The organism is Stenotrophomonas sp. STEN020 (assembly GCF_056760195.1).
Genome location: NZ_JBRREI010000064.1, coordinates 1 through 22,971, shown reverse-complemented (window position 1 = coordinate 22,971; position 22,971 = coordinate 1). Strand labels below are relative to the sequence as shown.

Sequence of the window (22,971 nt, the reverse complement as noted above, 5' to 3'; positions counted from 1 at the left end):
CATTGTTGGAGTCCTTGGCAGATACGCCATCTGATGATGCATCTGCTTCGCGGCTGACGCCGCTCCTACAAACGCCGAGCTGCACGTGTGAACCAGCCAAAAAGAAGGCCCGGCATTGCCGGGCCTTCTTCTTTCGCTGATCGCGGTCAAACAACCGAAATCACCAGATCACAACCCGCTTGTCGTCGGCTCGTACCATCGCATCGCCAGCCTTGCACTGGAACGCAGCGGCATACGACGGCATGTTCGACGGCGCGCCATTGGCACGGAAGTTGGCCGGAGCGTGCGGATCGGTGTTCAGGCGTACGCGCAGCTCGCCATCGGTGAAGTTGCGACGCCACACGGTGGCCCAGTTCATGAAGAACCGCTGGTCCTGGGTATAGCCATCGACCGGCACATTGAGCTTCGCGTCTTCCTTCAGCGCCATCTGCAGCGCGTCGTAGGCAACGGTCAGGCCGCCGAGGTCACCGATGTTCTCGCCCAGGGTCAGCTTGCCCTTGACGTTGACGCCCGGCAGCGACTCATAGCCATCGAACTGCGCGACCAGCTGGTCGGTGCGGCCGTTGAACGCAGTGCGATCAGCATCGGTCCACCAGTTGTCGAAGTTGCCGTTGGCGGCGAACTGGCTGCCGGAGTCATCGTAGCCGTGCATCATTTCATGGCCGATCACCGCACCGATGCCACCGTAGTTGAGTGCCGGATCAGCCTTGGCGTCGAAGAACGGCGGCTGCAGGATCGCGGCCGGGAACACGATCTCGTTCTTGGTCGCGTTGTAATAGGCGTTGACGGTCTGCGGGGTCATGCCCCACTCGGTCTTGTCCACCGGCTTGCCGATCTTGCCCAGCATGTAGCGGTAGTTGAACGCCTGCGCGGCCTGCACATTGCCCAGGTAGCTGTCGCCGTTGGTGGTCAGGCCCGAGAAATCACGCCACTTGTCCGGGTAACCGATCTTCGGGGTGAAGCTGGCCCATTTCTCCAGCGCCTTCTTCTTGGTATCCGCACCCATCCACGGCAAGCCTTCCAGGCGTGCCTTCAGCGCGACCGACAGGTTCTCCACCAGGTGCTGCATGGCGACCTTGGATTCGGCCGGGAACACCGCGTCCACGTACAGCTGGCCCAGCGCTTCGCCCATCGAGCCGTTCACCGAATCCAGCACGCGCTTCCAGCGCGGCTGCATTTCCTGCTGGCCGCGCAGGGTCTTGCTGAAGAAGTCGAAGTTGGCCTGCTCGAAGTTCTTGCTCAGGTACGGCGCGGCGTTGTCCACGGTGTGGAAGCGCAGGTAGGCCTGCCAGGTGGCAGCCGGTACGTCGCCCAGCATCTTGTCCAGTTCGCCGAAGAAGCCCGGCTGAGCCAGCGAGAACTTGTCCTTGGCGGGAATCTGCAGCGTGTCGAACAGCGCGGTCCAGCTGAAGTTCGGGGTCTGCTTGTCAGCATCGGCGGCGCTGACCGGGTTGTAGCGCTTGGCCGGGTCACGCAGTTCAATGCGCGACAGCGAAGCCTTGGCCAGACGGGTTTCGAAATCCATTACCGCCTTGGCCTGCTGCTTGGCCTGCGCCGCATCGACGCCGGACAGGGTCAGCAGCTGCTCGATGTAGGCCACATAGGCGTCACGGATCTTGGCCTGCGAGGCGTCGAAGTAGTAACCCTTCTCCGGCAGACCCAGACCGCTCTGGCCTACATAGGCAATGACGTTGGCCGAGTCCTTGAAGTCCGGGCTGGCATACAGCGAGAACAGGAAGCCATTGCCCTGCGCATAGGCATCACGCAGGTAGCCGGTGATGGCAGCGGTGTCATTCAGCGCGGCGATCTTGTCCAGTTCCGGCTGCAGCGGCTTGATGCCAGCGGCCTCGATGGCGGCTTCGTCCGAGCCGGTCTTCCAGATGTCGCCAATCTTGGCTTCGTTGGAACCGGCCGCGGCCTTGCCAGCAGCAGCCTGCTGGACCAGTGCGTGCTGCACTTCCAGCGAGCGCTCGCGCAGGATCTCGAAGCTGCCCCAGGTGGTCTGGTCGCCCGGTACCGGGTTGGCCTTGAGCCACTTGCTGTTGACGAAGCCATTGAGGTCGGCGCAAGCCTGCACGGCCGGGTCCAGATCGGCGGCGTTGAGCGAGATCAGCTGGGTCTTGAGCTGCGACTGATCGAACGCAGCCTTGGCTTCAGCAGCCGGCGCGGCGGGAGCTTCGGTCTTGCCACAGGCAGCGAGCGAGGCAGCGATTGCAACCGTCAGGGACAACGGGACGAGCTTGGAAAACGACATGGACATCTCCGGCCAAACAGGGAAAGGCCGCGCGTGGCGCGCGAACCAACCCGTGAGACTAGAGGATTGACCGCCCTGAAGCGAACCGCCGAAAGTCACGTCGCCAGCATCGCAACAGTTTGTACCAGCACAGTCAGCCTCCTGTCACGTTGCGCGACTCGGAAGCGAGCAATCAACGCACCCGCAATAGCGAACCAATCACCGCCACACAGGCCAACGCCCCAGCTGCAATCAGGAACGCTGCCTGCAACGACCACTGCTGGGCGATGAAGCCAATTGCTGCCGGGCCCAGCAGCACGCCCGCATAGCCCATCGTGGTGACTGCCGGAATGGCAACACTCTCCGGCATACGGGTCTGCCGCCCGGCCAGGCTGAACATCACCGGCACGATATTGGCGCAGCCAATGCCAACCAGCGCGTAGCCGAGCAAGGCCACACCGAAGCTAGGCACCAGCGTGGCCAGCACAAAACCGCCGCAAGCCAGCAAGCCACCGAGCAATACCGCAACACTAGCCCCGAGCCGGTTCACCAGCCCATCACCGAGCAGACGTGTGGTAGTCATGGCGATGTTGAACGCGACAAAGCCCCAGCCGGCATGGGTCAGCTCGACACCACGCACGTCATGCAGGAACACCGCGCTCCAATCCAGCATTGAGCCTTCGGCGAGAAAGCTGATGAAACATACCGCGCCAATCACGATCACAACGCCGCGCGGCAAGGCGAAACTGCTCTCGCCCTGCTCGGCACGTTCACTGCGCCACCAGCGCGACGACAGTGCAGTGATCGCCAAAACGCCGGCAGCCACCACCAAGGTCGACAACAACGCGCCTCCGCCAATCGACAACAGCAACGTCACCAATGCCGCGCCGGTCAAGGCACCAATGCTATAGAAAGCATGGAATCCGGACATCATCGCGCGCCCGGATTCACGCTCCACCACCACCGCCTGGATATTCATCACGCAGTCCATGGCGCCGATGCCGGCGCCGAACACCAGCAGCACAACACCGATACTCAGCGGCGTGGATGCAACGGCCAGCAACGGCAGCATCAGCACCATCATCAGTACGGTTGCCAGCATCACCGGCCGGCAACCATGACGCGCAGCCAGCATGCCGGCCAGCGGCATCGACAACAGCGAGCCCAGGCCGAGACACAGCAACAACACACCAAGCATTGCGTCATCCAGACCTGCGCGGGCCTTCGCAAAAGGTACCAACGGCGCCCAGCATGCAATCGTAAAACCGGGAACGAAGAAGGCTGCGCGCGTGGCTATCTGCTGGCTGCGCTGTAGTAGTACTGGATTGGTCACTTGTTGTTCCTGGATGTTGTTCTACTGCAGGTACCTGCGTGCGAAAGCGTCACTGAATCAAGCTTTCGCAACGGCAACCTGATACAGGCGCGGCGCAATGGGCGCCAACCGCCGCTGCATTTCCACCGGGACACGGTCACTGATCAGCAGTTGATCAACCTGCTCGATGCCGGCGATACGGAAGCTGCCACGCGCGCCGATTTTTTCATTGCTGGCGACTATCAGCGTGGTATCGCTGACGCGCAGCATTGCCTGCTTGAATGCGCACTCTTCGGCATTGATTCCCCAGATACCCGTTTCCGGATCGACCGCACAGACGCCGGGAATGCAGACATCGGCCTGCAACTGCGTCAGCTGCTGCAATGCGATGGAACCAATGGCACCGCCACTGCGCGGATCAATCCGCCCACCGATCATCACCACTTCGGCAGCCGACGCACCAGCCAGTGCATCGGCAACTGCGGGCGAGTTGGTAACCACGGTCAGCGCGGTGCCACGCAGGGCGCGGGCGATCTCGACATTGGTGGAGCCCGCATCCATCAGTACAACCTGCCCGGGCAGCAACAGCGATGCAGCCTGCACAGCCAAGGCACTGCGCTCTGGATCATTCCGCCCTACCCGCTCAGGCAGGGCGTCGAACTGCGGCGTAGGCAACAACGCCCCGCCATACACCCGCCGGCACAACCCTTTGGCTGCCATTTCGCGCAGATCGCGACGGATGGAGTCCTCGGAGACCGCGAACGCAGCCGCCAGATCATTGGCGACCACGCGACCGTGCTTGTGGAGCTGTTCGAGGATGCGCTGCTGGCGCTCCTGCGGGAGTGCATCGGGGTCCGAGGCGGTCATGTGATGGTTTTCTGTGTTGATGGGAATCTGGCTCGGCACCGAGGTCATCGATAGTCGCCACTCCAGGAGAACCGACGCTTGATTGCCGAATCATGCATCAACGCGCCACATCGTGCAACTTCATGCAAACCAAAGAATGAATGAACCAGCCCGGCCGTCGCGCTTGAGGGCGCTGCGGCATTGATGGTTCAAGTTACGTCGGGAACCCGCCCGGGTGACACTCAAAAGAACCGCGCGTTACAGCCAAGGCTTTACCCCTCACAAGCCCTCCCCTTCGCGTTGCGAAAGGGAGGGGGCAGAAGCCACGGCAAGTCACGGCGTGTTTGCTTCAACCACACCCGCAGCAAGCGCCAGCTGCTCGGCTTCGGCAGCCCCCTTGCGCTCGCTGTAACGGCTGACCAAGTAGTCGCTACGTCCGCGCACCATCAACGTGAACTTCACCAGCTCTTCCATCACATCGACCACGCGGTCGTAGTACGGCGAAGACCGCATGCGCCCTTGCTCATCAAACTCTTGCCAGGCCTTGGCTACCGAGGACTGGTTTGGAATGGTGACCATGCGCATCCAGCGGCCCAGCACCCGCAAGCTATTGATCACGTTGAACGACTGCGAGCCGCCGCAGACCTGCATCACTGCCAGGGTTCTTCCCTGCGTTGGGCGCACACTGCCATCCTCCAACGGCAACCAGTCAATCTGGTTCTTGAACACCCCTGTCAGCGTGCCGTGCCGCTCCGGCGATACCCATACCTGCCCTTCCGACCACAGCGACAACGCGCGCAGCTCCTGCACTTTCGGGTGTTCCTTGCCGCAACTGTCGAGCAGGGGCAGATCGTGGGGATCGAACAGCCGAGTTTCTGCACCCAATTGCTGCAGCACGCGCTCGGCCTCCAACGCCAGCTTGCGGCTGAACGATTGCGGCCGAAGTGAGCCATACAACAACAGGATGCGCGGCCTATGGCTGCCCGATTCGGCCCCCAGAAATTCAGCACGGGGTTCGGGCAGCAATTCCAAGTCGATGTTGGGTAGAGGGTTGGGTGTTGCTTGATTGGCGATATTCATTCGACTATTCTAGAAACATGGAAATGAATCAGGCAATAGCCGCCCTCACCGCACTCGGCCACGCCACCCGCCTGGCCGCCTTTCGCCTGCTGATCGAAGCCGGCCCACCGGGGCGTATGGCCGGCGACATCGCCCAAGCCTTGGCGGTACCCAATGCGACGCTGTCCTTCCACCTCAAGGAGCTGGTGCATGCCGGGCTGGTGCAGAGCGAGAGCATCGGCCGCAACGTCTGCTACCGGGCCAACTACCCGACCATGAATGCACTGATGGCCTACCTCAGCCACAACTGCTGTGCAGGTACGCCAGACCCTGGCTGTGAAGTCACACCGAGCCAGCACTGCTGCTGAGCAACCGCCGAAATCACCTTGAAACCGAGACGCACTGATGACCCGCAACGTTCTCTTCCTGTGCACCGGCAACACTGCACGCAGCGTGCTTGCCGAAGCCACGCTGCGCGCCTGGGGCGGCAATCGTTTCACCGCCTTCAGCGCCGGCAGCCAGCCGACCGGCACGGTCAATCCATTTGCACTCGCCCAACTGCTGTCCGAAGGCATCGCCAACGCCGGCCTGCGCAGCAAGTCATGGGATGAATTCACCACCGACGATGCACCGCGCATGGATCTGGTCATTACGGTCTGCGATTCGGCTGCTACCGAAACCTGCCCGGTGGTGTTTGGCGATTTCGTCCGCGCGCATTGGGGCCTGTCGGATCCGGCAGTGATTGAAGGCAGCGATGACGCCAAGCGTGCGGCGTTCGCGCAGGCGCATCGCATCGTCAAAGCGCGCCTGCTGGCGCTGCTCGCGCTGCCCGCGGCAGTGTGGAATGACCGCCAACAACTTCAATCCGCGCTCGACAGCATTGGCTTGGTGCAACCCGACGAGCTACAAGCTCCGTGACTGAGCAGGCACTGCGCATGGGTGTGTTCGAACGCTACCTGAGCTTGTGGGTCGCGTTGTGCATCATCGTGGGAACCGCACTAGGTCATCAGTTCCCGGACGCGTTTGCTCACCTCGCCAGCATGGAAGTAGCCAAGGTAAACCTGCCGGTCGCGGTACTGATCTGGCTGATGATCATCCCGATGTTACTGAAGGTGGACTTCGGCGCGATGGGGCAGATCAGTCAGCACTGGCGCGGAATCGGCGTCACCCTGTTCATCAACTGGGCGGTGAAACCATTCTCGATGGCGGTGCTTGGCGGCCTGTTCCTGCGCCACGTGTTTGCCGAATGGCTGCCTGCCGAGCAGATTGATTCGTATATGGCCGGCCTGATCCTGCTGGCAGCAGCGCCGTGCACCGCCATGGTGTTCGTATGGAGCAACCTGTGCAGGGGCGATGCGAACTTCACCCTGAGCCAGGTCGCCTTGAACGACGCGATCATGGTGCTGGCGTTTGCGCCCTTGGTGGCTTTGCTGCTGGGTATCTCGGCAATCAGCGTGCCCTGGGCCACGCTGTTGCTCTCGGTGACGCTGTACATCCTGCTGCCGGTGGTGCTTGCGGTGCTGCTGCGGCGCTGGCTGCTGCGTGGTGGCGGGCAAGCACGTCTGAATCATGTATTGGAACAGCTTGGACCGCTGTCGTTGACGGCATTGCTGGCAACGCTGGTGCTGCTGTTTGGTTTCCAGGGCCGGCAGATCATTGAACAACCGCTGGTCATCGCCATCCTCGCCGTACCCATCCTGCTGCAGGTCTACTTCAACTCCGGGCTGGCGTACCTGCTCAATCGCAGATTGGGGGTCGCCCATTGTGTGGCAGGACCTTCGGCCTTGATCGGTGCCAGCAACTTCTTCGAATTGGCGGTTGCCACTGCGGTCAGCCTGTTCGGTGTGCATTCGGGGGCAGCACTGGCTACCGTGGTTGGCGTGCTCATTGAAGTGCCGGTGATGTTGTCGGTGGTGTACCTCGTCAACCGCAGCCGACACTGGTACGAAGCCGAGCCCAGATAGACGTCGAAGCGCGCAACACACCTAGACAACGCCCGGCCAGCGCCGGGCGTTGTGCGTTTACGAAACGCCTCAGCGAGCGCGCGGGTTCGGCAGGAAGGCGGCGACGATGCCCAGCAATGGCAGGAACGAGATCAGCTTGTAGACCCAGATGATGCTGGTGTGGTCGGCCAGCACGCCCAGTACTGCTGCACCGAGCCCGCCCATGCCGAAGGCGAAACCGAAGAACAGGCCGGATACCGTGCCGATGCGGTTGGGCATCAACTCCTGCGCATACACCAGGATCGCCGAGAACGCCGAAGACAACACAAAGCCGATGACCATCGTCAGGATCATGGTCCACTGAAGGTCGGCGTAAGGCAGCATCAAGGCGAACGGCGCTACACCCAGGATCGATGCCCAGATCACCGGCTTGCGGCCGATGCGGTCACCCAAGGGTCCGCCGATCAAGGTGCCGGCCGCCGATGCGGCGAGGAAGCCGAACAGATGCAGCTGTGCACTCTGCACCGAGACATGGAATTTCTGGATCAGATAGAACGTGTAGTAGCTGCTCAAGCCAGCGATGTAGAAGTACTTGCTGAAGATCAGCACCAGCAGGATGCCGATCACCCAGGCCACGGTTTTCGGCGGCAACAGATTGGCTGGTTTTACCGCCGCCTTGGGCTGCGCGGCGGCGGCCAGCAGATGCTGCTGGTACCAGCGGCTCACGTAGGTCAGCAGGCCGATGCCCAACAACGCGGCGCAGGCGAACCACGCCACACTGCGCTGCCCGTTTGGCACGATCACCGCCGCCGCCAGCAACGGACCAATCGCAGTACCGGCATTGCCGCCCAGCTGGAATACCGATTGCGACAGGCCATGGCGGCCGCCCGAGGCCAGTCGCGCAATGCGCGAAGATTCCGGATGGAAGATCGCCGAGCCGATACCGACCAGCATCGCCGCCACCAACACCGTTGCGAAGTTGGGTGCGAACGCCAGCAGCAACAGTCCACACAAGGTAGACACCATGCCCATCGGCAGCGAATACGGTGCTGGCCGCTTGTCGGTACGCAGGCCGATCAAGGGCTGGAACAACGACGCGGTGAGCTGGTAGGTCAGCGTGATCAAGCCGACCTGGGCGAAGCTCAGGTGGAACTGACCCTTGAAGATCGGGTACAGCGCCAGGATCAGCGACTGCATCATGTCGTTGACCAGATGCGAACTACTGATCGCAGCAAGCACACCTACCGCGACCGGGCGACGTTGTGAGGCAGGAGCTGCAACCGTTGAAGCAGGAGATGACATGGTGTGACCGCATAGTGGGGGCGGACGCGCATGGTAGAGTCGCCATCAACGTCCATCCTGCGCGATATGGTCATGCATCCTTTCGAAAAGGACATTCCACCTGTGCGAAAAGGCCGCCGCCAGCCGCTCCCGGTCGGCCCGGAAACAGTGGTGTACTGCAAAGCCCGCGACTACCCCACCACTACCTTGATTCCGCTGCACCACCATCCGGATCGGCACCAGCTGGTCTACGCGGAAACCGGGGTATTGGTGGTCAATGCAGGCATGGGCCGCTGGGTGGTGCCAAGCACGCGCGCAATCTGGATGCCGGCCGGCATCGGCCATCAAGTGCATTGCATCGGTCTGGTGCAGATGCGCAGCCTGTACATCACCCCGGAGGCAATGCCAGACGCGCCGCAGACACCGTCGGCAGTGTCCATCACCCCATTGCTGGCATCGCTGATCCACGCAGCCGTCGAGGTACCGGTGCGTTATGCCGAGAACTCGCGTGATGGCCGATTGATGCGATTGATCCTGGACGAAGTACAGACCCTGCCGGTGCTGCCGCTACACCTGCCCGAGCCGCGCGACCCGCGGCTGCGCCAGATCGGCAGGCAATTGCAGCGACACCCCGACGATGCATCCACCCTGCAGGACTGGGCGACCCGCCTGCAGGTGGACGTTAAAACCATACAGCGCCTGTGCGCGCGCGAACTGGGCATGACCTTCGGCCAATGGCGTCAGCAGGCACGTCTGCTGCGTGCATTGGAACGCCTGGCGGTTGGCGAGAAGGTCATCGATGTTGCATTGGCGCTGGGCTATGAAAGCCCCAGTGCCTTCGCCACCATGTTCAAGCGTCGCTTCGGGCTGACGCCGAGTCAGTTTTTCCGCTGACGCCATACGCAACCGCTGCCCTACCGCAGTGGGTAACGCAGCGTCCGTCGCGCATCGCTTTCAGCCTGCGGTAGCCGTCGCGGCCTCATCGATCAGGGCTGCAACTTCCACCGGATGCGATGCCAACGAGGCGTGCCCTGCATCCAGCGTTATCACCTTGCGCGCGTTGAGACGGGCGGACATGGCCTTCTGGTTCTCCGGCGCGATCATCCGGTCCTGGCTGGATATCTGGTACCAGCTCGGCTTATGCCTCCAAGCCGGATCCGTGATGTTGTCACCAAAGGTGCTGGCCAACGGCGCCTTCTGCGTCACCCCCATGACGAAGCCCTCCTCCTCGGGCAGGTCCTGGCAGAAGCTTTCATGGAACTTATCTGGCTTGAGCCACAGGTAGCCATCGCTGTCTGGCGCCAGATTCGGCGCTGCGACCGGCAGATGCTGTTGGGTGATGCCACCGGGACTTTCGCCTGCATCCGGGGCGAAAGCAGCAATGAACACCAGCGCCTTTACGTTGGGCAGATTACCGGCCTGGCTGAGCACCGCACCGCCATAGGAGTGCCCCGCCAAGACCACCGGCCCGTCGATCTGCGCCACCATTTTGCGGGTGCGCTCGGCATCATCGGCCAGCGATGTCAGTGGGTTCTCAACCGCTCGGATGTCCTGGTAACCCAGACGTCTCAGCTCAAGTATCACCCGCGCCCAATGCGCCGCCCCGCCCCAGAAACCATGCACCAGAACCACTGCCGGCTTGCCCATGACATGTACTCCCGTTGATAGAAATAGTCGGTGACGGAGAAACAACCTCAGCGCGTTGTCTGCAATTGGCAATCACCCTGAGCCGCCATTCTGCGACTCGACTGTAAATCGGCAGTGACGGTTTCATTGCCGAGTTCCACCGGAAATGACTGATCCCAATTCAGCGACGGGAGCCGTGCAGGCAATGCCAATGCTGGGTGTAGCAATCCGACACCCCAACCTCCGCAGGTGCATCCATTGTGTGTTCTGCAAGCCATCACGGCACACATCGAAGAATCAGCGATCCAGCCATGGAATGGATCGTCTCCGGCCACATACCTGACCTGCTCGCAAACGCTCAACTGTTTTCGCTATGCTGCGCGGCCGCTCGCCTGGGAAGGACCTGCGCGGGCTTTGCTTTTGTAGAAACCTTTACTTCATTGGATTGAAAATGGCTGCAAACGTAAAACTTGATGCTTTGAGCGAAATTGCCGGCTTCATCGGTGCTGCACTGGTGGACAGCGACAGCGGCATGGCGCTGGGAACCCTGGGTGGCGGCGCCATCAACATGGAAGTTGCTGCCGCCGGCAACGCCGACGTAGTGCGCGCCAAGCGCCGCGTGGCGAATTCGCTGGGCCTGAGCGACGTGGTGGAAGACATCCTGCTGACCCTGTCCAAGCAGTACCACCTGATTCGCCCGCTGGACGGCAGCAAGGACCTGTTCCTGTATGTCGTGCTCGACCGCACCCACGCCAACCTGGCGATGGCGCGGCACGAACTGAAGTCCTTCGAGAAGACCCTGGATTTCAAGTAAGCCGAAACGGATCACGTTGCTGCACGAAAGCCCGGCGTAACGCCGGGCTTTTGCGTTGTGCAGGGACACATCTTTGACAGAGGCGGCGAGGCTTTTGTAGGAGCGGCGTAAGCCGCGAAGCAGATAGATCGTCAGGTGACACAAACATCTGCAACTGCAGCAATGTCAGCTTCGCGGCTCACGCCGCTCCTACAAACAATTGCGCGCCCATTGCACCCGAACCCCTGAATCACCCCGTGCCGTTCTACCGGGAACGCACACGCACATAACGCTGCCCATCAAACTCAAACCCCAGCAACTCACCCTGCACATCTCGCTGGAACTGCATGGACTCAGCCTCGTCCAACGGCCCATCCTGCGCAGCAAAAAGATCCGGCGCGGCAGGCATCAATTTGCGGCTGAGCGCGCCGATCTGGAGCTGCAGCCCCTCATCGGTGGCAGTCACCTGCGCGGCAACCGGCAACGCCGCACCACGGAACTCCCCTACATATAGGCCACTCGCTACCGGCCGCCATTGCCATCCCTGCCAACGCGGATCCTCATGCTGCTTCGCCTGCCGCGCGCGCATGCCCGCCAGCTGGTCGGCTACACGCTGCGGATAGGCCTTCCGGCGGATCTGCGCCCATGAGGCCGCCTCAGGATGGTCGACCAAATATTGGAAGAACTGCACCACGGTGCGCGAAGTCAGCCAGCCAGTGGCGTTGTCCGAATTGGAGAACACGCCGATGCCAACCCCCAGGTCCGGTGAGAACGCCATCATGCTGCGTGCACCGGTATAGCTGCCGCCGTGGATGTAAAGCGTCCGGCCTTCGAAGTCACATACATTCCAACCGAAGGCATAGCCATTGCACGGCAGCTCATAGGCGTTGCGGGCCTTGGGGTCGACCTGCGCGCCGATGCGATGCGCGGCCTGCAGGGTGCCTGCGCTCAATTGCGGAGACAGCGGTGCACCCAACTGCAAACGCAACCAACGGCCCATGTCGCGCGGCGAGGTCATCATGCCGCCAGCCGAATGCATCAAGGCATCCGGCTTGGGTGGGACCAGCCGCCAACCCTGTTCGCCTCCAAGCCACTGGTGATTGAAGGCCAGCTGCGCCGGATCGAAGCTGGAGGTATTCGTTGCGGTTTCGTGCAGCTGCAACGGCGTGAACAGGGTTTGCTGCAACCAGTCCTGCCACGAACGGCCGGTGCGCTGCTGCAGGATCGCCGCATAGATGTTGTAGCCCAGATTGTCGTAGTCGAAGCCGTCAGCGCGCTTGCTTACGAACTGCTGCAGCAATTGCGGATACAGGGCCGGATCGGGGCTGCCGATATAGGCCTCCAGTGTGGTGATCGCATCCGCGCTCAAGGGCACGCGGTGATTGAGCAGGTCTGCCAGCGTCCAGGCAGCAGGATCGACGCCTTCGGGCAGGCGCAGCTGTGGCCAGTGATCAGCCAGGGCACTGTCCAGCCGCAGCACGCCTTGCTGATCCAACACCTGCGCCAGCAGCCCCATGTACGACTTGGTCTGCGATGCGATGTACATCGGGGTTTGCATGGCCAGCGGTGCATTGGTACTGGCGTTGCGTTGGCCCCGGGTATAACCCAGCAATTGGTGGTCACGGTCGACGATCACCACCGCGTAGCCAGGCCCCAGCTCCGGAATGCCATCCAGGAATCCCGCCAGCTCCCGTGCCGCCTGTTGCGGCGAGGCCGCCGCAGCCGTTGTCACGCCGCCCAGCCAGACGGGCACCAGCAATAGCAATGACAGGATGTTGCGCAGATGCATGGAACGGCTCCTTAGCTGACAGCAGCCAAGATGCGCTATTGCCACAGAGCAGATATTGAACGGATTGAACCTGCTCACGCCAGCAGCAGCGCGCGCAACCGGGCTGGGGTCAGCCCACTGTGGGTGCGGGCAATCCGGCTGAAATGCGATTGGTCGGCAAAGCCAGCCTGCTGCGCCACGTCGGCCAAGGCCTGGCCCTTGGCCAGCAGCGGCAAGGCACGCTGCAACTGCGCACGCGCCCGGAACACCGAGGGTGCGCAGCCCATCCAGCGCGCGAATGCCCGCGCCAGATACACCGGATGCACGCCAAGCTGGCCGGCCAGTTCGGTCAGCGACGCGTTTTCTTCCTGCAGACGCTGGCAGCACAAGGCCAACCAACGCGGCGGTGTGCCGCTCGGGCGCTCTTCGCTGGCTGCCATCCCGGCCAGTAACTCCCACAGCCGCCCATCAACGTCGGTAGCGGCCAGCTCCCCCGCAAACAACGCCGAAAGAAGTTCCCGTCCTTGCAACAGCAACGGCTGTGGCGCATGCCCACGCCATTGCCAGGCTCGGCCGATACCCAGGTTCTCGTACAGGTCGAACGATGCCGGCAGGTCGATACCCAGCATCAGCGCCCCGGCCGGGCCGTAATCATTGGCATGTGCCACTCCCGCCTGCTTCACCCCCAGCGCTGGCACGGCCAGCCGCTCCTCGCCCTGCGCGGTCTGCTCGGCCAAGGTGCCTAGCAGCAACAACGAAAGCTGGTGGCAATCGTGCGCGTGTCGCTGCATGCGTTCACCGGGCGCGTACCAGCTGACCCGCGCGGACAGGCGTTCGCCGCAGAAAACCCGGCGCCGGTTTGGGTCCTGCGCTGCATCTATCCGATGTGTGGCTGGCGGCGAGGACATGGCGTAGCGCGGGCGGCAAGGGTTGAACCAAGTCTAGCCACGACCAACGGCGGCGCACCTGCCGTTGGTCGTGGTGCCGCATGCAGGGACCGGCGGCTGTCCGCGCACCGGTCCCAACTCAGTCGATTGATTGACTCAGCTCTTCGGCGCGGCCAGCAGGTACTTCAAGCCATGCATGAAGCCACGCGGCGCAACACTGAGATGGTCCTCATCATTGAGCACGTCCAGCTTCAGCTCCAGTGACTGGCCGCCACGCGCGCCCAGCAGACCGATCATGCGCTGCGCATCCACCACCATGTCGGCGTCGCCGCCATGCTGCACCGACTCGTACTCGCCTACATACATATAGGCGCGTACCGGCAGCTCGGCGGGCTTGCCTGCCGCGGCCAGTCGACGCTCCATCTCATGCTTGTCGAACCAGTACGACGGGCTGCCGAGGATATAGCCGCTAAACAGTTGCGGGCGTTCCAGCAGCACCTGCGTCCCCAGCAAGGCACCGTAGGAATGGCCGAGGAACATGCGCCGGCTTTCATCACTGCGGTAGCGCTTGGCCACGAATGGCAGCGCCTGCGTTTCCAGGTAGGTGATGTAGTCGCTGGCGCCACCGTGCACGGCATCGGCAGGCGATCCACTCGGACCCCTCGTGGTTGGCGTGTAGTCGCGGCGGCGGCTCTGCATGCCACCCTCGCCCTTGGCATAGGACAGGCCGACCAGGATGAAGTCCTCGATCTTGCGACCTTCGACATTCAAACGCCGCGCCATCTGCCGGACCAGCGGGAAGGCATAGTCGGCGTCGGTGACGTACAAGACCGGATAGCGCTTGTCCGGGTTGTCCGCGTAGCCGGCTGGCAAGGCCACGAATACCTGGTAGTTGCGGCCACTGACTGGATCAGGCACGTCCCATACTTCGCTGCCAAGCACTTCGTAAGGACTGCCTTCACCGCGCTGCGCGTTTGCCACTGCAGGCTGTGCAGCTGCCGTTTGCGCTGAGGCTTTGGGCGCCGCCTCTGGAGCACCACTGCAGGCGCTCAACGCCACCATTGCCACTACCGACATCATCCATTTGCTCAAGCAGACACTCCAGTCATCGTAATCAGTTCCCGATGATGGCATGGCAAGGCGCGCGGCCGAGAGCAGCCTTTCCCAACTGCCTACGCATTGCGGAGCGCAGCTGCCGCCGCTTCGAATCGCGCAAGCCTTTGATTCAATTGAAACGACACGCCACTGGCGGCTTACTGTCGTGTTGCCGCAGCCGGTTCTACGCCAGCCTGCCAGCTCGGCTAACATCGTCAGGAACGCGACATGGAAGATGAAACAGTGAAGATCGACGGAAAGCGGATCAGGCAGCTGCGCGAAGCACGCGGCTGGTCGCAGGAGCACCTGGCCAGCATCTGCGGCTTGAGCCCACGCACCGTGCAACGGCTGGAAGCCGAAGGCAACGCCTCGCTTGAGTCGCGGATGGCGGTTGCGACGGCACTGGAGGTTACGGCGGAGGATCTTCTCAACACTTGTGAATCCATCACCAGCTCAGCACCCAGCACTACGGCCATCAGTCCCGCTGACCGGATGAAAATCGGCCTGTGGATCGCCAGCCTGGTCCTGGTGGCAGTCATGTTCCAGCTGGTCGTCGGGCTCAGCTTGGGCAAACAGGCTGCCGAACGCGACAACCGGGTATGCCAAGCCGACCCGGCCTGCCGTCGCTGACCCGCCCTGCTTCACCAGGTATCGAGCATCACGCTGATTGATGTTTCCTTGCTTGGGCAAGCGCTGTGCAGCCGAGGAATGTTGACTGCACGCAGACTGATCTTTTTTGTAGGAGTGGCGTAAGCCGCGAAGCAGAGACATCATCAGATGGCAGCTGCCCCAAGGCCTTCAGCAATGCCAGCTTCGCGGCTTACGCCGCTCCTACAAAAACAAAAAATCCGATGCCAGCGTGCTGGCATCGGATTTCGGGTTATTCACCGCTGAAGTGAGCAGCACCAGCGCTGGTGCTGCTTCCAGCTGATCGCTTACTTGGCCTTGCCCTGGTTGGCTACGGCCTCGGCAGCCTTCTTGGCTGCTTCCGGGTCGCCCAGGTAACGGAACGATTTGACGGTGAGGTCGTCGTTCAATTCGAACAGCAACGGGATGCCGGTCGGGATGTTGAGCTCAAGGATGGCTTCCTTGCTCACGTTGTTGAGGTACTTGTACAGCGCGCGCAGCGAGTTGCCGTGGGCGGTGACCAGCACGGTCTTGCCTTCCTTCAGCTGCGGGGCGATGGCGTCGTGCCAATACGGCAGCACGCGATCCAGCGTGGTTGCCAGCGACTCGGTTGCCGGCAGCGCATTGCGGTCCAGGCCGGCGTAGCGACGGTCGTGGATCGGGTGGCCCGGATCGGCCAGGTCCATCGGCGGCGGCGGAATGTCGTAGGAACGACGCCACACCTTGACCTGCTCCTCGCCGTGCTTGGCGGCGGTCTCAGCCTTGTCCAGACCCTGCAGGCCACCGTAATGACGTTCGTTGAGCCGCCAGGACTTGTTGACCGGCAGCCAATCCTGACCCAACTCGGCCAGTGCTCCCTGCAAGGTGTGGATGGCGCGCTTGAGCACCGAGGTATGGGCTACGTCGAACTGCAGGCCTTCTTCCTTCATCAGCCGACCGGCGGTAGCGGCCTCCTGGCGGCCCTGCTCGGTGAGGTCCACGTCCACCCAGCCGGTGAAGCGGTTATCGAGGTTCCACTGGCTCTGGCCATGGCGCAACAGCACGAGTTTGCGGGTCACTGCGGAGGTCTCCGGATGGGGAAGTAAGACGGCGATTGTAGCCCTTCACGCTGGCATCCGTTCTTTGTCTGAGGGTTGAGTATGGAAGCCATGTAGTTGCAGGGGAGACTGGTTTTGTTTGGTGGATGAGCAGAAGCAAGTGCTCACCCCTCCCCGGCCCTCCCCTTGCCTTCGGCAAAGGGAGGGGGCGAAGCAGCAGCCTCTGCGCACTCGGGGCTTTTGCCCCCTCCCTTTCGCGCAGCGAAGGGGAGGGCTGGGAGGGGTAACGCTTTCAGCCGCCAGCTTCCGGCCCGCCAACCCTCCCCACCAAAACAACAATCCATTCCCCGCACGGCAACCCCTTCTTCGCCCGTGCCATGCCATCCTGCCCCCACATTCAAACACCCCGGAGCAGCCAGCCATGACCACCATCATCAGCCCGCGCGTCCACGACCTTGGCGGCTTCCAGGTCCGCCGTGCGGTCCCCTCGCTGCAGGCGCGCAGCGTTGGCTCATTCGTGTTCGTGGACCATATGGGCCCGGCCATCTTCAGTCCCGGCCAAGGCATCGACGTGCGCCCGCATCCGCATATCGGCCTGGCCACGGTCACCTTCCTGTGGGCCGGGCAGATCGGCCACCGCGACACGCTGGGCTCGGAGCAGATCATCCGCCCCGGCGACGTCAACTGGATGACCGCCGGCCGTGGCATCGCCCACTCCGAACGCAGCCCTACTGCAGCACGTGAACACGCGCAGGCCCTGCATGGCATGCAGACCTGGGTGGCGTTGCCCAAGAGTCACGAGGAAACCGATCCCGGCTTCTTCCACTTTTCCGCTGACCAGCTGCCACAGCAGCACCGCGACGGTGCCTGGCTGCGGGTGATCGCCGGCCGCGCCTATGGCGAGGAATCACCGGTCAAGGTATTCGCCGACACCTTGAACGTCGCCATCGACCTGGAGCCCGGCGCTGAGATCGACCTGGACAACTCGCACGTCGAGCGCGCGCTCTACATTCTTGAGGGCGAGGCCCAGCTGGATGGGGTGGATGTGCCTACCCAGCATCTGATCATTCCAGAACCCGGTGCACGCAGCCGTCTGCGCGCCAAGACCCCCCTCAAGGCCATGCTGATGGGCGGCGAACCACTGGATGGCCCGCGCCACCTGTGGTGGAACTTCGTCTCCAGCTCCAAGGAGCGCATCGAGCAGGCAAAGGACGATTGGCAGAACGGTCGCTTCGGCACGATCCCCGGCGACGACAAGGAGTTCATCCCCCTACCCGGCTGAGCCCACTTTCCTCGTCATGGCACGGGCGGAACTCCCATAGCCGCCCATGGCTTGCTGTAGCTGACAACCCGCAAATCGCGCATAGGCCTAAAGCACTACAGTTGCGCGGGCAAAATAGTTAGCGAATTTGTTACTCACTTCACCCGCTTCTCCGTTATTTTCCCCACACCCGTACCGGGGAAAACATAGGGAACATCATCATGAGCATGGGAAAGCGTTTGGCTGCCGAGTTCCTCGGCACCTTCTGGTTGGTCTTGGGCGGCTGCGGCAGCGCGGTATTGGCAGCGAAGTTCGGCGGTGACGCCAATCCGCTGGGTATTGGCTTTGTCGGTGTTGCCCTGGCCTTCGGCCTGACCGTACTGACCGGTGCCTATGCGTTCGGCCACATCTCCGGCGCGCACTTCAACCCGGCGGTGAGCATCGGCTTGTGGGCTGGTGGCCGCTTCCCGGCCAAGGACCTGCTGCCCTATATCGTTGCCCAGGTGCTGGGCGGCATCGTCGCTGCCTTCATCCTGCTGCAGATCGCCAAAGGCAATGCCAGCTTCCTGATCGATGGCAGCCAGGCCGGCGCCTTCGCCAGCAATGGCTACGGCGCACTGTCGCCGGGCGGCTACACCGTCGCGGCTGCGTTCCTGTGCGAAGTGGTGCTGACCGCGGTGTTCCTCGTCGTGATCATGGGCGCTACCCATGGCCGTGCCCCGGCCGGCTTCGCACCGATCGCCATTGGCCTGGCCCTGACCCTGATCCACCTGATCAGCATCCCGGTCACCAATACATCGGTGAACCCGGCCCGCTCCACCGCCGTGGCCCTGTTTGCCGGCCCCGCTGCGGTCAGCCAGCTGTGGCTGTTCTGGGTGGCACCGATCCTGGGTGCGGCTATTGGCGGCCTGGCCTATAAGTGGATTGGCAGCGACAAGTAAGTCACCGCATTGGTTTCAAATGTTATCAGTTAGTCCGAACGGCCCCCTTGCGGGGCCGTTCTCTTTGCCAGAAAGGACACTTTGCAAGTAACGGGGTTTTTGTAATACCGTCGCAACTTGGCTGGCGCGCATGGGGATGCACGTATAGAGGGAGGGATACCACCCACCAGCCAGTACTGCCTTCAGAACCATCCACACGTTTTTCGTCGCGCCGCAGGGCCGATGTTCCATGGGGGAATGCGAAGTGAAGACTGTCCTTATTTTTTCTGCCGCACTTGCGCTCGCTGCCTGCGCCAACGCTTCCGCCCAGCAGGCCGTGCAATGTCCATCGCTGCCGGCCAGTAGCGGTCTGCATTGGGAGCAACAGACCCAAAGCGATTTCATCGTCTGCAAGGCCACCACCGAAGATGGCCGCGCAGTACTGAACATGATGCTGAGCGGGCGTGATCCAGGACTGGCCTTGAACCGTCCCTTGCGTGCGGAAAAAGGCGCGTTTGGTGGCACCGATATGCACTGGTACAAGCTGGACATGGGCGGTCGTGACGTACCCGGCCTGGAGTCGCGCCGCATCAGCGTGGTCAAGCTGGACAAGAACCGCTACGCGCAGATCTGGATAGATGCTGCCGACACCACTGAGCTGGGCACACTGCAGACCCTGACCCAGACCTTGAATCTCAATCCATCCGCATTGGCTGGCAGCAACTGAGCCAGGACGAACACCAGTCCGTTGCTGACGGACCAATGATGAAGATCTTTTGATGCCGGTCCCGTCGCATTGCGCGGGACCGGCCATCGTTCAGAAACGGCCTTCCTGGTAATCGACAAAGGCCTGCATCAATTCCTCGCGGGTGTTCATCACGAACGGCCCGTGCCGTGCCACCGGCTCACGCAACGGTCGTCCCGCGACCACGATCAAACGCGCACCTTCTTCGCCGGCACGCATCTGCAGGTTGCTGCCGCCACCCAGCACCGCCAGCTGCTGCAGTTCCACAGCATGCGCATCCTTGCCATCGCCCAACCACGCTCCGCCCTCGAACACATAGGCGAAAGCGTTGTGACCTTCCGGCAAGCGGTAACTCCAAGCAGCACCCGGGCGGAGGCTTACGTCCAGATACACGGGGTCGGTGGCCGGCTGCTGGATCGGCCCGGTGACCGAATCCACGGTACCGGCGATCACTTTCACGCTGACGCCCTCGGCCGGTGCCAACTGCGGAATGCGCTCGGGCGCGAACTCCTGATAGCGCGGTTCGCTCATCTTGTCGCGCGCCGGCAGGTTCACCCACAGCTGGAAGCCGCGCATGCGCCCGGACTCCTGCTCAGGCATTTCCGAGTGCACCAGGCCGCGGCCAGCGGTCATCCACTGAACGCTGCCGGGAGTAAGCAAACCCTCGTTGCCGTGGTTGTCCTTGTGCCGCATGCGCCCATCAAGCATGTACGTCACCGTCTCGAAACCGCGGTGCGGGTGGTCCGGGAAACCGGCGATGTAATCCTCGGCCCGGTCCGTGCCGAACTCGTCCAGCATCAGGAACGGGTCCAGCTCCGGCAACGATTGCGTCCCAATGACTCGAGTCAGGCGCACACCGGCGCCATCGGAGGTGGGCATGCCGCGGATGCTACGCAGCACCCGGGCGGAATCTTGGCTAGTCATCAGGAAGCTCCTTGAACATGCAGCAGACAATGGCCCTCGCCAACCGCCAAACCAATCGCCACCGCTGCAACCATTTGTTCCAACCAGCCTAACGCTGAAGCACAGCCCGCCCCCGCAGTCATGTTCGATAAGACATGGACCTAAGACCAAAGTCGCATCCGCTTCAGCTGCCATGCACATTGACCCCCGACCTGCTTGGGTAGAACCTTGGACACATTCCCCTGCGAGGCGACTCGATGAAAGGTTTTTCAAAAGCCGGATGGGCGCTGCTGTCCCTGATAGGCGCGTTCTGTCTAGGCGTCGTGGCGCTACGCCGCGGCGAGCACATCAATGCCCTCTGGATCGTGGTGGCAGCGGTATCGCTGTATCTGGTCGCGTTCCGCTACTACGGCCTGTTCATCGCCAACAAGGTGCTGGGGGTTGATCCCACCCGCGCCACCCCAGCGATCATCAACAACGATGGCCTGGACTATGTGCCCACCAACAAGCACGTGTTGTTCGGCCACCACTTCGCCGCCATCGCCGGCGCCGGCCCGCTGGTCGGCCCGGTGTTGGCCGCACAGATGGGCTACCTGCCCGGCACGCTTTGGCTGATTGCCGGCGTGGTACTGGCCGGTGCGGTGCAGGACTTCATGATCCTGTTCATCTCCAGCCGCCGCAACGGCCGTTCGTTGGGCGATCTGGTGCGCGAGGAAATGGGCCAGGTGCCGGGCACCATCGCCTTGTTCGGCGTCTTCATGATCATGATCATCATCCTCGCGGTGCTGGCGATGATCGTGGTGAAGGCACTGGAGGGCAGCCCTTGGGGCATGTTCACGGTGATAGCCACAATGCCCATTGCCATGTTCATGGGCGTGTACATGCGCTACATCCGTCCCGGCAAGATCGGTGAAATCTCGATCGCGGGCCTGTTCCTGCTGATCGCAGCGATCTGGTACGGCGGCAAGGTTGCCGCTGATCCGGTGCTCGGCCCGATGTTCACCTTCACCGGCATCCAGATCACCTGGATGTTGATCGGCTACGGCTTCGTCGCCGCAGTACTGCCGGTATGGCTGCTGCTGGCACCCCGCGATTACCTGTCCACCTTCCTCAAGATCGGCACGATCGTCGGCCTGGCGATCGGCATCCTGATCGTGATGCCGGAGCTGAAGATGCCGGCGCTGACCCAGTTCACCGACGGCACTGGCCCGGTGTGGAAGGGCAGCATGTTCCCGTTCCTGTTCATCACCATTGCCTGTGGCGCGGTGTCGGGCTTCCATGCGCTGATCAGCTCGGGCACCACGCCCAAGCTGCTGGCCAATGAAGGCCACATTGCCTACATCGGCTACGGCGGCATGCTGATGGAATCGTTCGTGGCAATCATGGCCATGGTGGCCGCCTCGATCATCGAGCCGGGCATCTACTTCGCCATGAACAGTCCCGCAGCGATCATCGGCACCGACGTCGTGCACGCCGCCCAAGTAGTCACCAACTGGGGCTTTGCGATCACCCCGGACCAGCTGACCGCGACGGCAGCAGAGATTGGTGAGAGCACCATCCTCTCGCGTGCCGGTGGCGCGCCGACCTTGGCCGTGGGTATCGCTCAGATCCTGCATGCGGTGCTGCCGGGCGAAGGCATGATGGCGTTCTGGTACCACTTCGCCATCCTGTTCGAAGCGCTGTTCATCCTGACCGCCGTCGATGCCGGCACCCGTTCGGGCCGCTTCATGCTGCAGGACCTGCTGGGCAACTTCGTGCCGGCCCTGCGCCGCACCGACTCGTGGGTGGCCAGCTTCATCGCCACCGGTGGCTGCGTCGCACTGTGGGGTTACTTCCTGTACCAGGGCGTGACCGATCCGCTGGGCGGCATCAACATGTTGTGGCCGCTGTTCGGCATCGCCAACCAGATGCTGGCCGGCGTGGCGCTGCTGCTGTGCACCGTGGTGCTGTTCAAGATGAAGAAGGACAAATACGCCTGGGTGCCGTTAGTCCCGGCGATCTGGCTGCTGATCTGCACCACCGCAGCCGGCTTCATCAAGATCTTCTCCGACGTACCGGCAGTGGGCTTCCTGGCCCAGGCGCACAAGTACCGTGACGCCATTGCCGCCGGTGAGCTGCTGGCACCGTCGAAGAACTTCGACCAGATGCATCAGGTGATGGTGAACAACTACATCAACACCGGCCTGACCGCGCTGTTCCTGTTCGTGGTGTTCGCGGTGCTGGTGTACTCGATCAAGACCATCGCCGCTGCACGCCGCTCGTCGGTGCGCACCGACAAGGAAACGCCTTACGTGGCATTGAAGCCGCACGAGGTTGATCTGTAATGGGTACCGAGCTGGTCCCCGTCGGCCAGTACCAGACGTTCCGCCGCACCTGGCGGCGTCTGGTACAGACCGCGCGGCTTTGCTGCGGTGTGCCGGACTACGACAACTATGTCCGGCACATGCGCGAGAAGCATCCTGACCGTGAGGTCATGGATTACAAAACCTTCTTCCGCGAACGTCAGGAAGCCCGCTTCGGCGGCAGGAGCGGCTTCCGCTGCTGCTGAAGCTGCGGAGACAAGCAACAAAAAAGGCGGCGCCCAAGGGGCCCCCCTTTATAATACAGTAGTTGCCCGGCCCGAGGCGCCGCGCGC

Annotated in this window: 22 protein-coding genes; 11 read left to right on the top strand and 11 right to left on the bottom strand. The window is 62.4% G+C overall.

Annotated features, from left to right (window positions below; all coding sequences use genetic code 11):
- Nucleotides 1-160: 160 nt before the first annotated feature.
- From ACVOLZ_RS19485 to arsH, 4 genes are all read right to left on the bottom strand, one after another.
- Nucleotides 161-2,254 (bottom strand): M13 family metallopeptidase, encoded by a 2,094-nt coding sequence (locus ACVOLZ_RS19485; protein WP_481517569.1) that lies wholly within the window; start codon nucleotides 2,252-2,254, stop codon nucleotides 161-163.
- Nucleotides 2,255-2,426: 172 nt separating this feature from the next.
- Nucleotides 2,427-3,566, bottom strand: a complete 1,140-nt coding sequence (locus ACVOLZ_RS19480; protein ID WP_481517568.1) for an MFS transporter — start codon at nucleotides 3,564-3,566, stop codon at nucleotides 2,427-2,429.
- A 57-nt stretch (nucleotides 3,567-3,623) separates the two neighbouring features.
- Nucleotides 3,624-4,412: a DeoR/GlpR family DNA-binding transcription regulator gene (locus tag ACVOLZ_RS19475; protein ID WP_481517567.1), complete on the bottom strand. Its 789-nt coding sequence runs from the start codon at nucleotides 4,410-4,412 to the stop codon at nucleotides 3,624-3,626.
- A gap of 312 nt (nucleotides 4,413-4,724) precedes the next feature.
- Nucleotides 4,725-5,471 (bottom strand): arsenical resistance protein ArsH, encoded by a 747-nt coding sequence (gene arsH, locus ACVOLZ_RS19470; protein ID WP_481517566.1) that lies wholly within the window; start codon nucleotides 5,469-5,471, stop codon nucleotides 4,725-4,727.
- Between the two features lie 17 nt (nucleotides 5,472-5,488).
- On the opposite strand from arsH, the gene ACVOLZ_RS19465 reads away from it, so the two are divergent.
- Genes ACVOLZ_RS19465 through arsB form a run of 3 tightly spaced genes read left to right on the top strand, consistent with a single transcriptional unit; the run spans nucleotide 5,489 to nucleotide 7,414 of the window.
- Entirely contained in the window at nucleotides 5,489-5,818 is a 330-nt protein-coding gene (locus ACVOLZ_RS19465; protein ID WP_481517565.1) for an ArsR/SmtB family transcription factor, read from the top strand.
- 37 nt (nucleotides 5,819-5,855) lie between these two features.
- Entirely contained in the window at nucleotides 5,856-6,368 is a 513-nt protein-coding gene (locus tag ACVOLZ_RS19460) for an arsenate reductase ArsC (RefSeq protein ID WP_481517564.1), read from the top strand.
- Between the two features lie 17 nt (nucleotides 6,369-6,385).
- Nucleotides 6,386-7,414 (top strand): ACR3 family arsenite efflux transporter, encoded by a 1,029-nt coding sequence (arsB, locus tag ACVOLZ_RS19455; protein ID WP_481517571.1) that lies wholly within the window; start codon nucleotides 6,386-6,388, stop codon nucleotides 7,412-7,414.
- Between the two features lie 69 nt (nucleotides 7,415-7,483).
- Here the strand turns inward: arsB and ACVOLZ_RS19450 are convergent, their stop codons facing one another.
- Nucleotides 7,484-8,695: an MFS transporter gene (locus tag ACVOLZ_RS19450; RefSeq protein WP_481517563.1), complete on the bottom strand. Its 1,212-nt coding sequence runs from the start codon at nucleotides 8,693-8,695 to the stop codon at nucleotides 7,484-7,486.
- A gap of 72 nt (nucleotides 8,696-8,767) precedes the next feature.
- On the opposite strand from ACVOLZ_RS19450, the gene ACVOLZ_RS19445 reads away from it, so the two are divergent.
- Nucleotides 8,768-9,568, top strand: coding sequence for an AraC family transcriptional regulator (locus ACVOLZ_RS19445; protein ID WP_481517562.1), 801 nt, complete (start codon nucleotides 8,768-8,770; stop codon nucleotides 9,566-9,568).
- A gap of 60 nt (nucleotides 9,569-9,628) precedes the next feature.
- On the opposite strand, the gene ACVOLZ_RS19440 is transcribed toward ACVOLZ_RS19445, so the two are convergent.
- Entirely contained in the window at nucleotides 9,629-10,321 is a 693-nt protein-coding gene (locus ACVOLZ_RS19440) for an alpha/beta hydrolase (protein WP_481517561.1), read from the bottom strand.
- A 430-nt stretch (nucleotides 10,322-10,751) separates the two neighbouring features.
- Here ACVOLZ_RS19440 and ACVOLZ_RS19435 point away from each other — a divergent pair, with 430 nt between their 5' ends.
- Nucleotides 10,752-11,114 carry a roadblock/LC7 domain-containing protein gene (locus tag ACVOLZ_RS19435; RefSeq protein WP_481513213.1) on the top strand — a complete coding sequence of 121 codons (363 nt, stop codon included), beginning with the start codon at nucleotides 10,752-10,754 and terminating at the stop codon, nucleotides 11,112-11,114.
- A 244-nt stretch (nucleotides 11,115-11,358) separates the two neighbouring features.
- Here ACVOLZ_RS19435 and ACVOLZ_RS19430 read toward each other — a convergent pair whose 3' ends face one another.
- From ACVOLZ_RS19430 to ACVOLZ_RS19420, 3 genes are all read right to left on the bottom strand, one after another.
- Complete coding sequence (locus tag ACVOLZ_RS19430; RefSeq protein ID WP_481517560.1) at nucleotides 11,359-12,882, bottom strand: serine hydrolase domain-containing protein; 1,524 nt, start codon at nucleotides 12,880-12,882, stop codon at nucleotides 11,359-11,361.
- A 74-nt stretch (nucleotides 12,883-12,956) separates the two neighbouring features.
- Nucleotides 12,957-13,769 carry a helix-turn-helix transcriptional regulator gene (locus ACVOLZ_RS19425; RefSeq protein WP_481517559.1) on the bottom strand — a complete coding sequence of 271 codons (813 nt, stop codon included), beginning with the start codon at nucleotides 13,767-13,769 and terminating at the stop codon, nucleotides 12,957-12,959.
- Between the two features lie 135 nt (nucleotides 13,770-13,904).
- Complete coding sequence (locus ACVOLZ_RS19420) at nucleotides 13,905-14,810, bottom strand: alpha/beta hydrolase (RefSeq protein WP_481517570.1); 906 nt, start codon at nucleotides 14,808-14,810, stop codon at nucleotides 13,905-13,907.
- 261 nt (nucleotides 14,811-15,071) lie between these two features.
- On the opposite strand from ACVOLZ_RS19420, the gene ACVOLZ_RS19415 reads away from it, so the two are divergent.
- The gene (locus ACVOLZ_RS19415) at nucleotides 15,072-15,473 is read left to right on the top strand and encodes a helix-turn-helix domain-containing protein (protein ID WP_481517558.1); all 402 of its coding nucleotides are present in this window, start codon (nucleotides 15,072-15,074) and stop codon (nucleotides 15,471-15,473) included.
- Between the two features lie 305 nt (nucleotides 15,474-15,778).
- Here the strand turns inward: ACVOLZ_RS19415 and gpmA are convergent, their stop codons facing one another.
- Nucleotides 15,779-16,528, bottom strand: a complete 750-nt coding sequence (gene gpmA, locus ACVOLZ_RS19410) for a 2,3-diphosphoglycerate-dependent phosphoglycerate mutase (RefSeq protein WP_303749256.1) — start codon at nucleotides 16,526-16,528, stop codon at nucleotides 15,779-15,781.
- Nucleotides 16,529-16,928: 400 nt separating this feature from the next.
- On the opposite strand from gpmA, the gene ACVOLZ_RS19405 reads away from it, so the two are divergent.
- The 3 genes from ACVOLZ_RS19405 to ACVOLZ_RS19395 all read left to right on the top strand — a co-directional run bounded on the left by ACVOLZ_RS19405 (nucleotide 16,929) and on the right by ACVOLZ_RS19395 (nucleotide 19,415).
- Complete coding sequence (locus ACVOLZ_RS19405; protein WP_481517557.1) at nucleotides 16,929-17,789, top strand: pirin family protein; 861 nt, start codon at nucleotides 16,929-16,931, stop codon at nucleotides 17,787-17,789.
- Between the two features lie 200 nt (nucleotides 17,790-17,989).
- Nucleotides 17,990-18,709 (top strand): aquaporin Z, encoded by a 720-nt coding sequence (aqpZ, locus tag ACVOLZ_RS19400; protein WP_481517556.1) that lies wholly within the window; start codon nucleotides 17,990-17,992, stop codon nucleotides 18,707-18,709.
- 229 nt (nucleotides 18,710-18,938) lie between these two features.
- Entirely contained in the window at nucleotides 18,939-19,415 is a 477-nt protein-coding gene (locus ACVOLZ_RS19395; RefSeq protein WP_481517555.1) for a hypothetical protein, read from the top strand.
- Nucleotides 19,416-19,505: 90 nt separating this feature from the next.
- On the opposite strand, the gene ACVOLZ_RS19390 is transcribed toward ACVOLZ_RS19395, so the two are convergent.
- A complete protein-coding gene (locus tag ACVOLZ_RS19390; protein WP_481517554.1) occupies nucleotides 19,506-20,357 on the bottom strand; it encodes a pirin family protein in 852 nt (283 codons plus the stop codon).
- Between the two features lie 236 nt (nucleotides 20,358-20,593).
- Between ACVOLZ_RS19390 and ACVOLZ_RS19385 the strand changes: the two genes are divergently transcribed.
- Together ACVOLZ_RS19385 and ACVOLZ_RS19380 are read left to right on the top strand one after the other, a co-directional pair.
- A complete protein-coding gene (locus ACVOLZ_RS19385) occupies nucleotides 20,594-22,660 on the top strand; it encodes a carbon starvation CstA family protein (protein ID WP_481517553.1) in 2,067 nt (688 codons plus the stop codon).
- A complete protein-coding gene (locus ACVOLZ_RS19380) occupies nucleotides 22,660-22,884 on the top strand; it encodes a YbdD/YjiX family protein (RefSeq protein ID WP_057626620.1) in 225 nt (74 codons plus the stop codon). The genes ACVOLZ_RS19385 and ACVOLZ_RS19380 overlap by 1 nt, the downstream gene beginning before the upstream one ends.
- Nucleotides 22,885-22,971: the final 87 nt, after the last annotated feature.

What these genes read in the sequence shown, in the direction of transcription:
- ACVOLZ_RS19420 (WP_481517570.1), bottom strand. Translation starts at nt 14,810, where the DNA reads ATGGTGGCGTTGAGCGCCTGCAGTGGTGCTCCAGAGGCGGCGCCCAAA.
- ACVOLZ_RS19425 (WP_481517559.1), bottom strand. Translation starts at nt 13,769, where the DNA reads ATGTCCTCGCCGCCAGCCACACATCGGATAGATGCAGCGCAGGACCCA.
- ACVOLZ_RS19485 (WP_481517569.1), bottom strand. Translation starts at nt 2,254, where the DNA reads ATGTCGTTTTCCAAGCTCGTCCCGTTGTCCCTGACGGTTGCAATCGCT.
- arsB (WP_481517571.1), top strand. Translation starts at nt 6,386, where the DNA reads ATGGGTGTGTTCGAACGCTACCTGAGCTTGTGGGTCGCGTTGTGCATC.
- ACVOLZ_RS19445 (WP_481517562.1), top strand. Translation starts at nt 8,768, where the DNA reads ATGCATCCTTTCGAAAAGGACATTCCACCTGTGCGAAAAGGCCGCCGC.
- ACVOLZ_RS19405 (WP_481517557.1), top strand. Translation starts at nt 16,929, where the DNA reads ATGACCACCATCATCAGCCCGCGCGTCCACGACCTTGGCGGCTTCCAG.
- ACVOLZ_RS19475 (WP_481517567.1), bottom strand. Translation starts at nt 4,412, where the DNA reads ATGACCGCCTCGGACCCCGATGCACTCCCGCAGGAGCGCCAGCAGCGC.
- ACVOLZ_RS19440 (WP_481517561.1), bottom strand. Translation starts at nt 10,321, where the DNA reads ATGGGCAAGCCGGCAGTGGTTCTGGTGCATGGTTTCTGGGGCGGGGCG.
- ACVOLZ_RS19395 (WP_481517555.1), top strand. Translation starts at nt 18,939, where the DNA reads ATGGGGGAATGCGAAGTGAAGACTGTCCTTATTTTTTCTGCCGCACTT.
- arsH (WP_481517566.1), bottom strand. Translation starts at nt 5,471, where the DNA reads ATGAATATCGCCAATCAAGCAACACCCAACCCTCTACCCAACATCGAC.
- ACVOLZ_RS19390 (WP_481517554.1), bottom strand. Translation starts at nt 20,357, where the DNA reads ATGACTAGCCAAGATTCCGCCCGGGTGCTGCGTAGCATCCGCGGCATG.
- ACVOLZ_RS19385 (WP_481517553.1), top strand. Translation starts at nt 20,594, where the DNA reads ATGAAAGGTTTTTCAAAAGCCGGATGGGCGCTGCTGTCCCTGATAGGC.
- ACVOLZ_RS19450 (WP_481517563.1), bottom strand. Translation starts at nt 8,695, where the DNA reads ATGTCATCTCCTGCTTCAACGGTTGCAGCTCCTGCCTCACAACGTCGC.
- aqpZ (WP_481517556.1), top strand. Translation starts at nt 17,990, where the DNA reads ATGAGCATGGGAAAGCGTTTGGCTGCCGAGTTCCTCGGCACCTTCTGG.
- ACVOLZ_RS19435 (WP_481513213.1), top strand. Translation starts at nt 10,752, where the DNA reads ATGGCTGCAAACGTAAAACTTGATGCTTTGAGCGAAATTGCCGGCTTC.
- ACVOLZ_RS19460 (WP_481517564.1), top strand. Translation starts at nt 5,856, where the DNA reads ATGACCCGCAACGTTCTCTTCCTGTGCACCGGCAACACTGCACGCAGC.
- ACVOLZ_RS19415 (WP_481517558.1), top strand. Translation starts at nt 15,072, where the DNA reads ATGGAAGATGAAACAGTGAAGATCGACGGAAAGCGGATCAGGCAGCTG.
- ACVOLZ_RS19380 (WP_057626620.1), top strand. Translation starts at nt 22,660, where the DNA reads ATGGGTACCGAGCTGGTCCCCGTCGGCCAGTACCAGACGTTCCGCCGC.
- ACVOLZ_RS19430 (WP_481517560.1), bottom strand. Translation starts at nt 12,882, where the DNA reads ATGCATCTGCGCAACATCCTGTCATTGCTATTGCTGGTGCCCGTCTGG.
- ACVOLZ_RS19465 (WP_481517565.1), top strand. Translation starts at nt 5,489, where the DNA reads ATGGAAATGAATCAGGCAATAGCCGCCCTCACCGCACTCGGCCACGCC.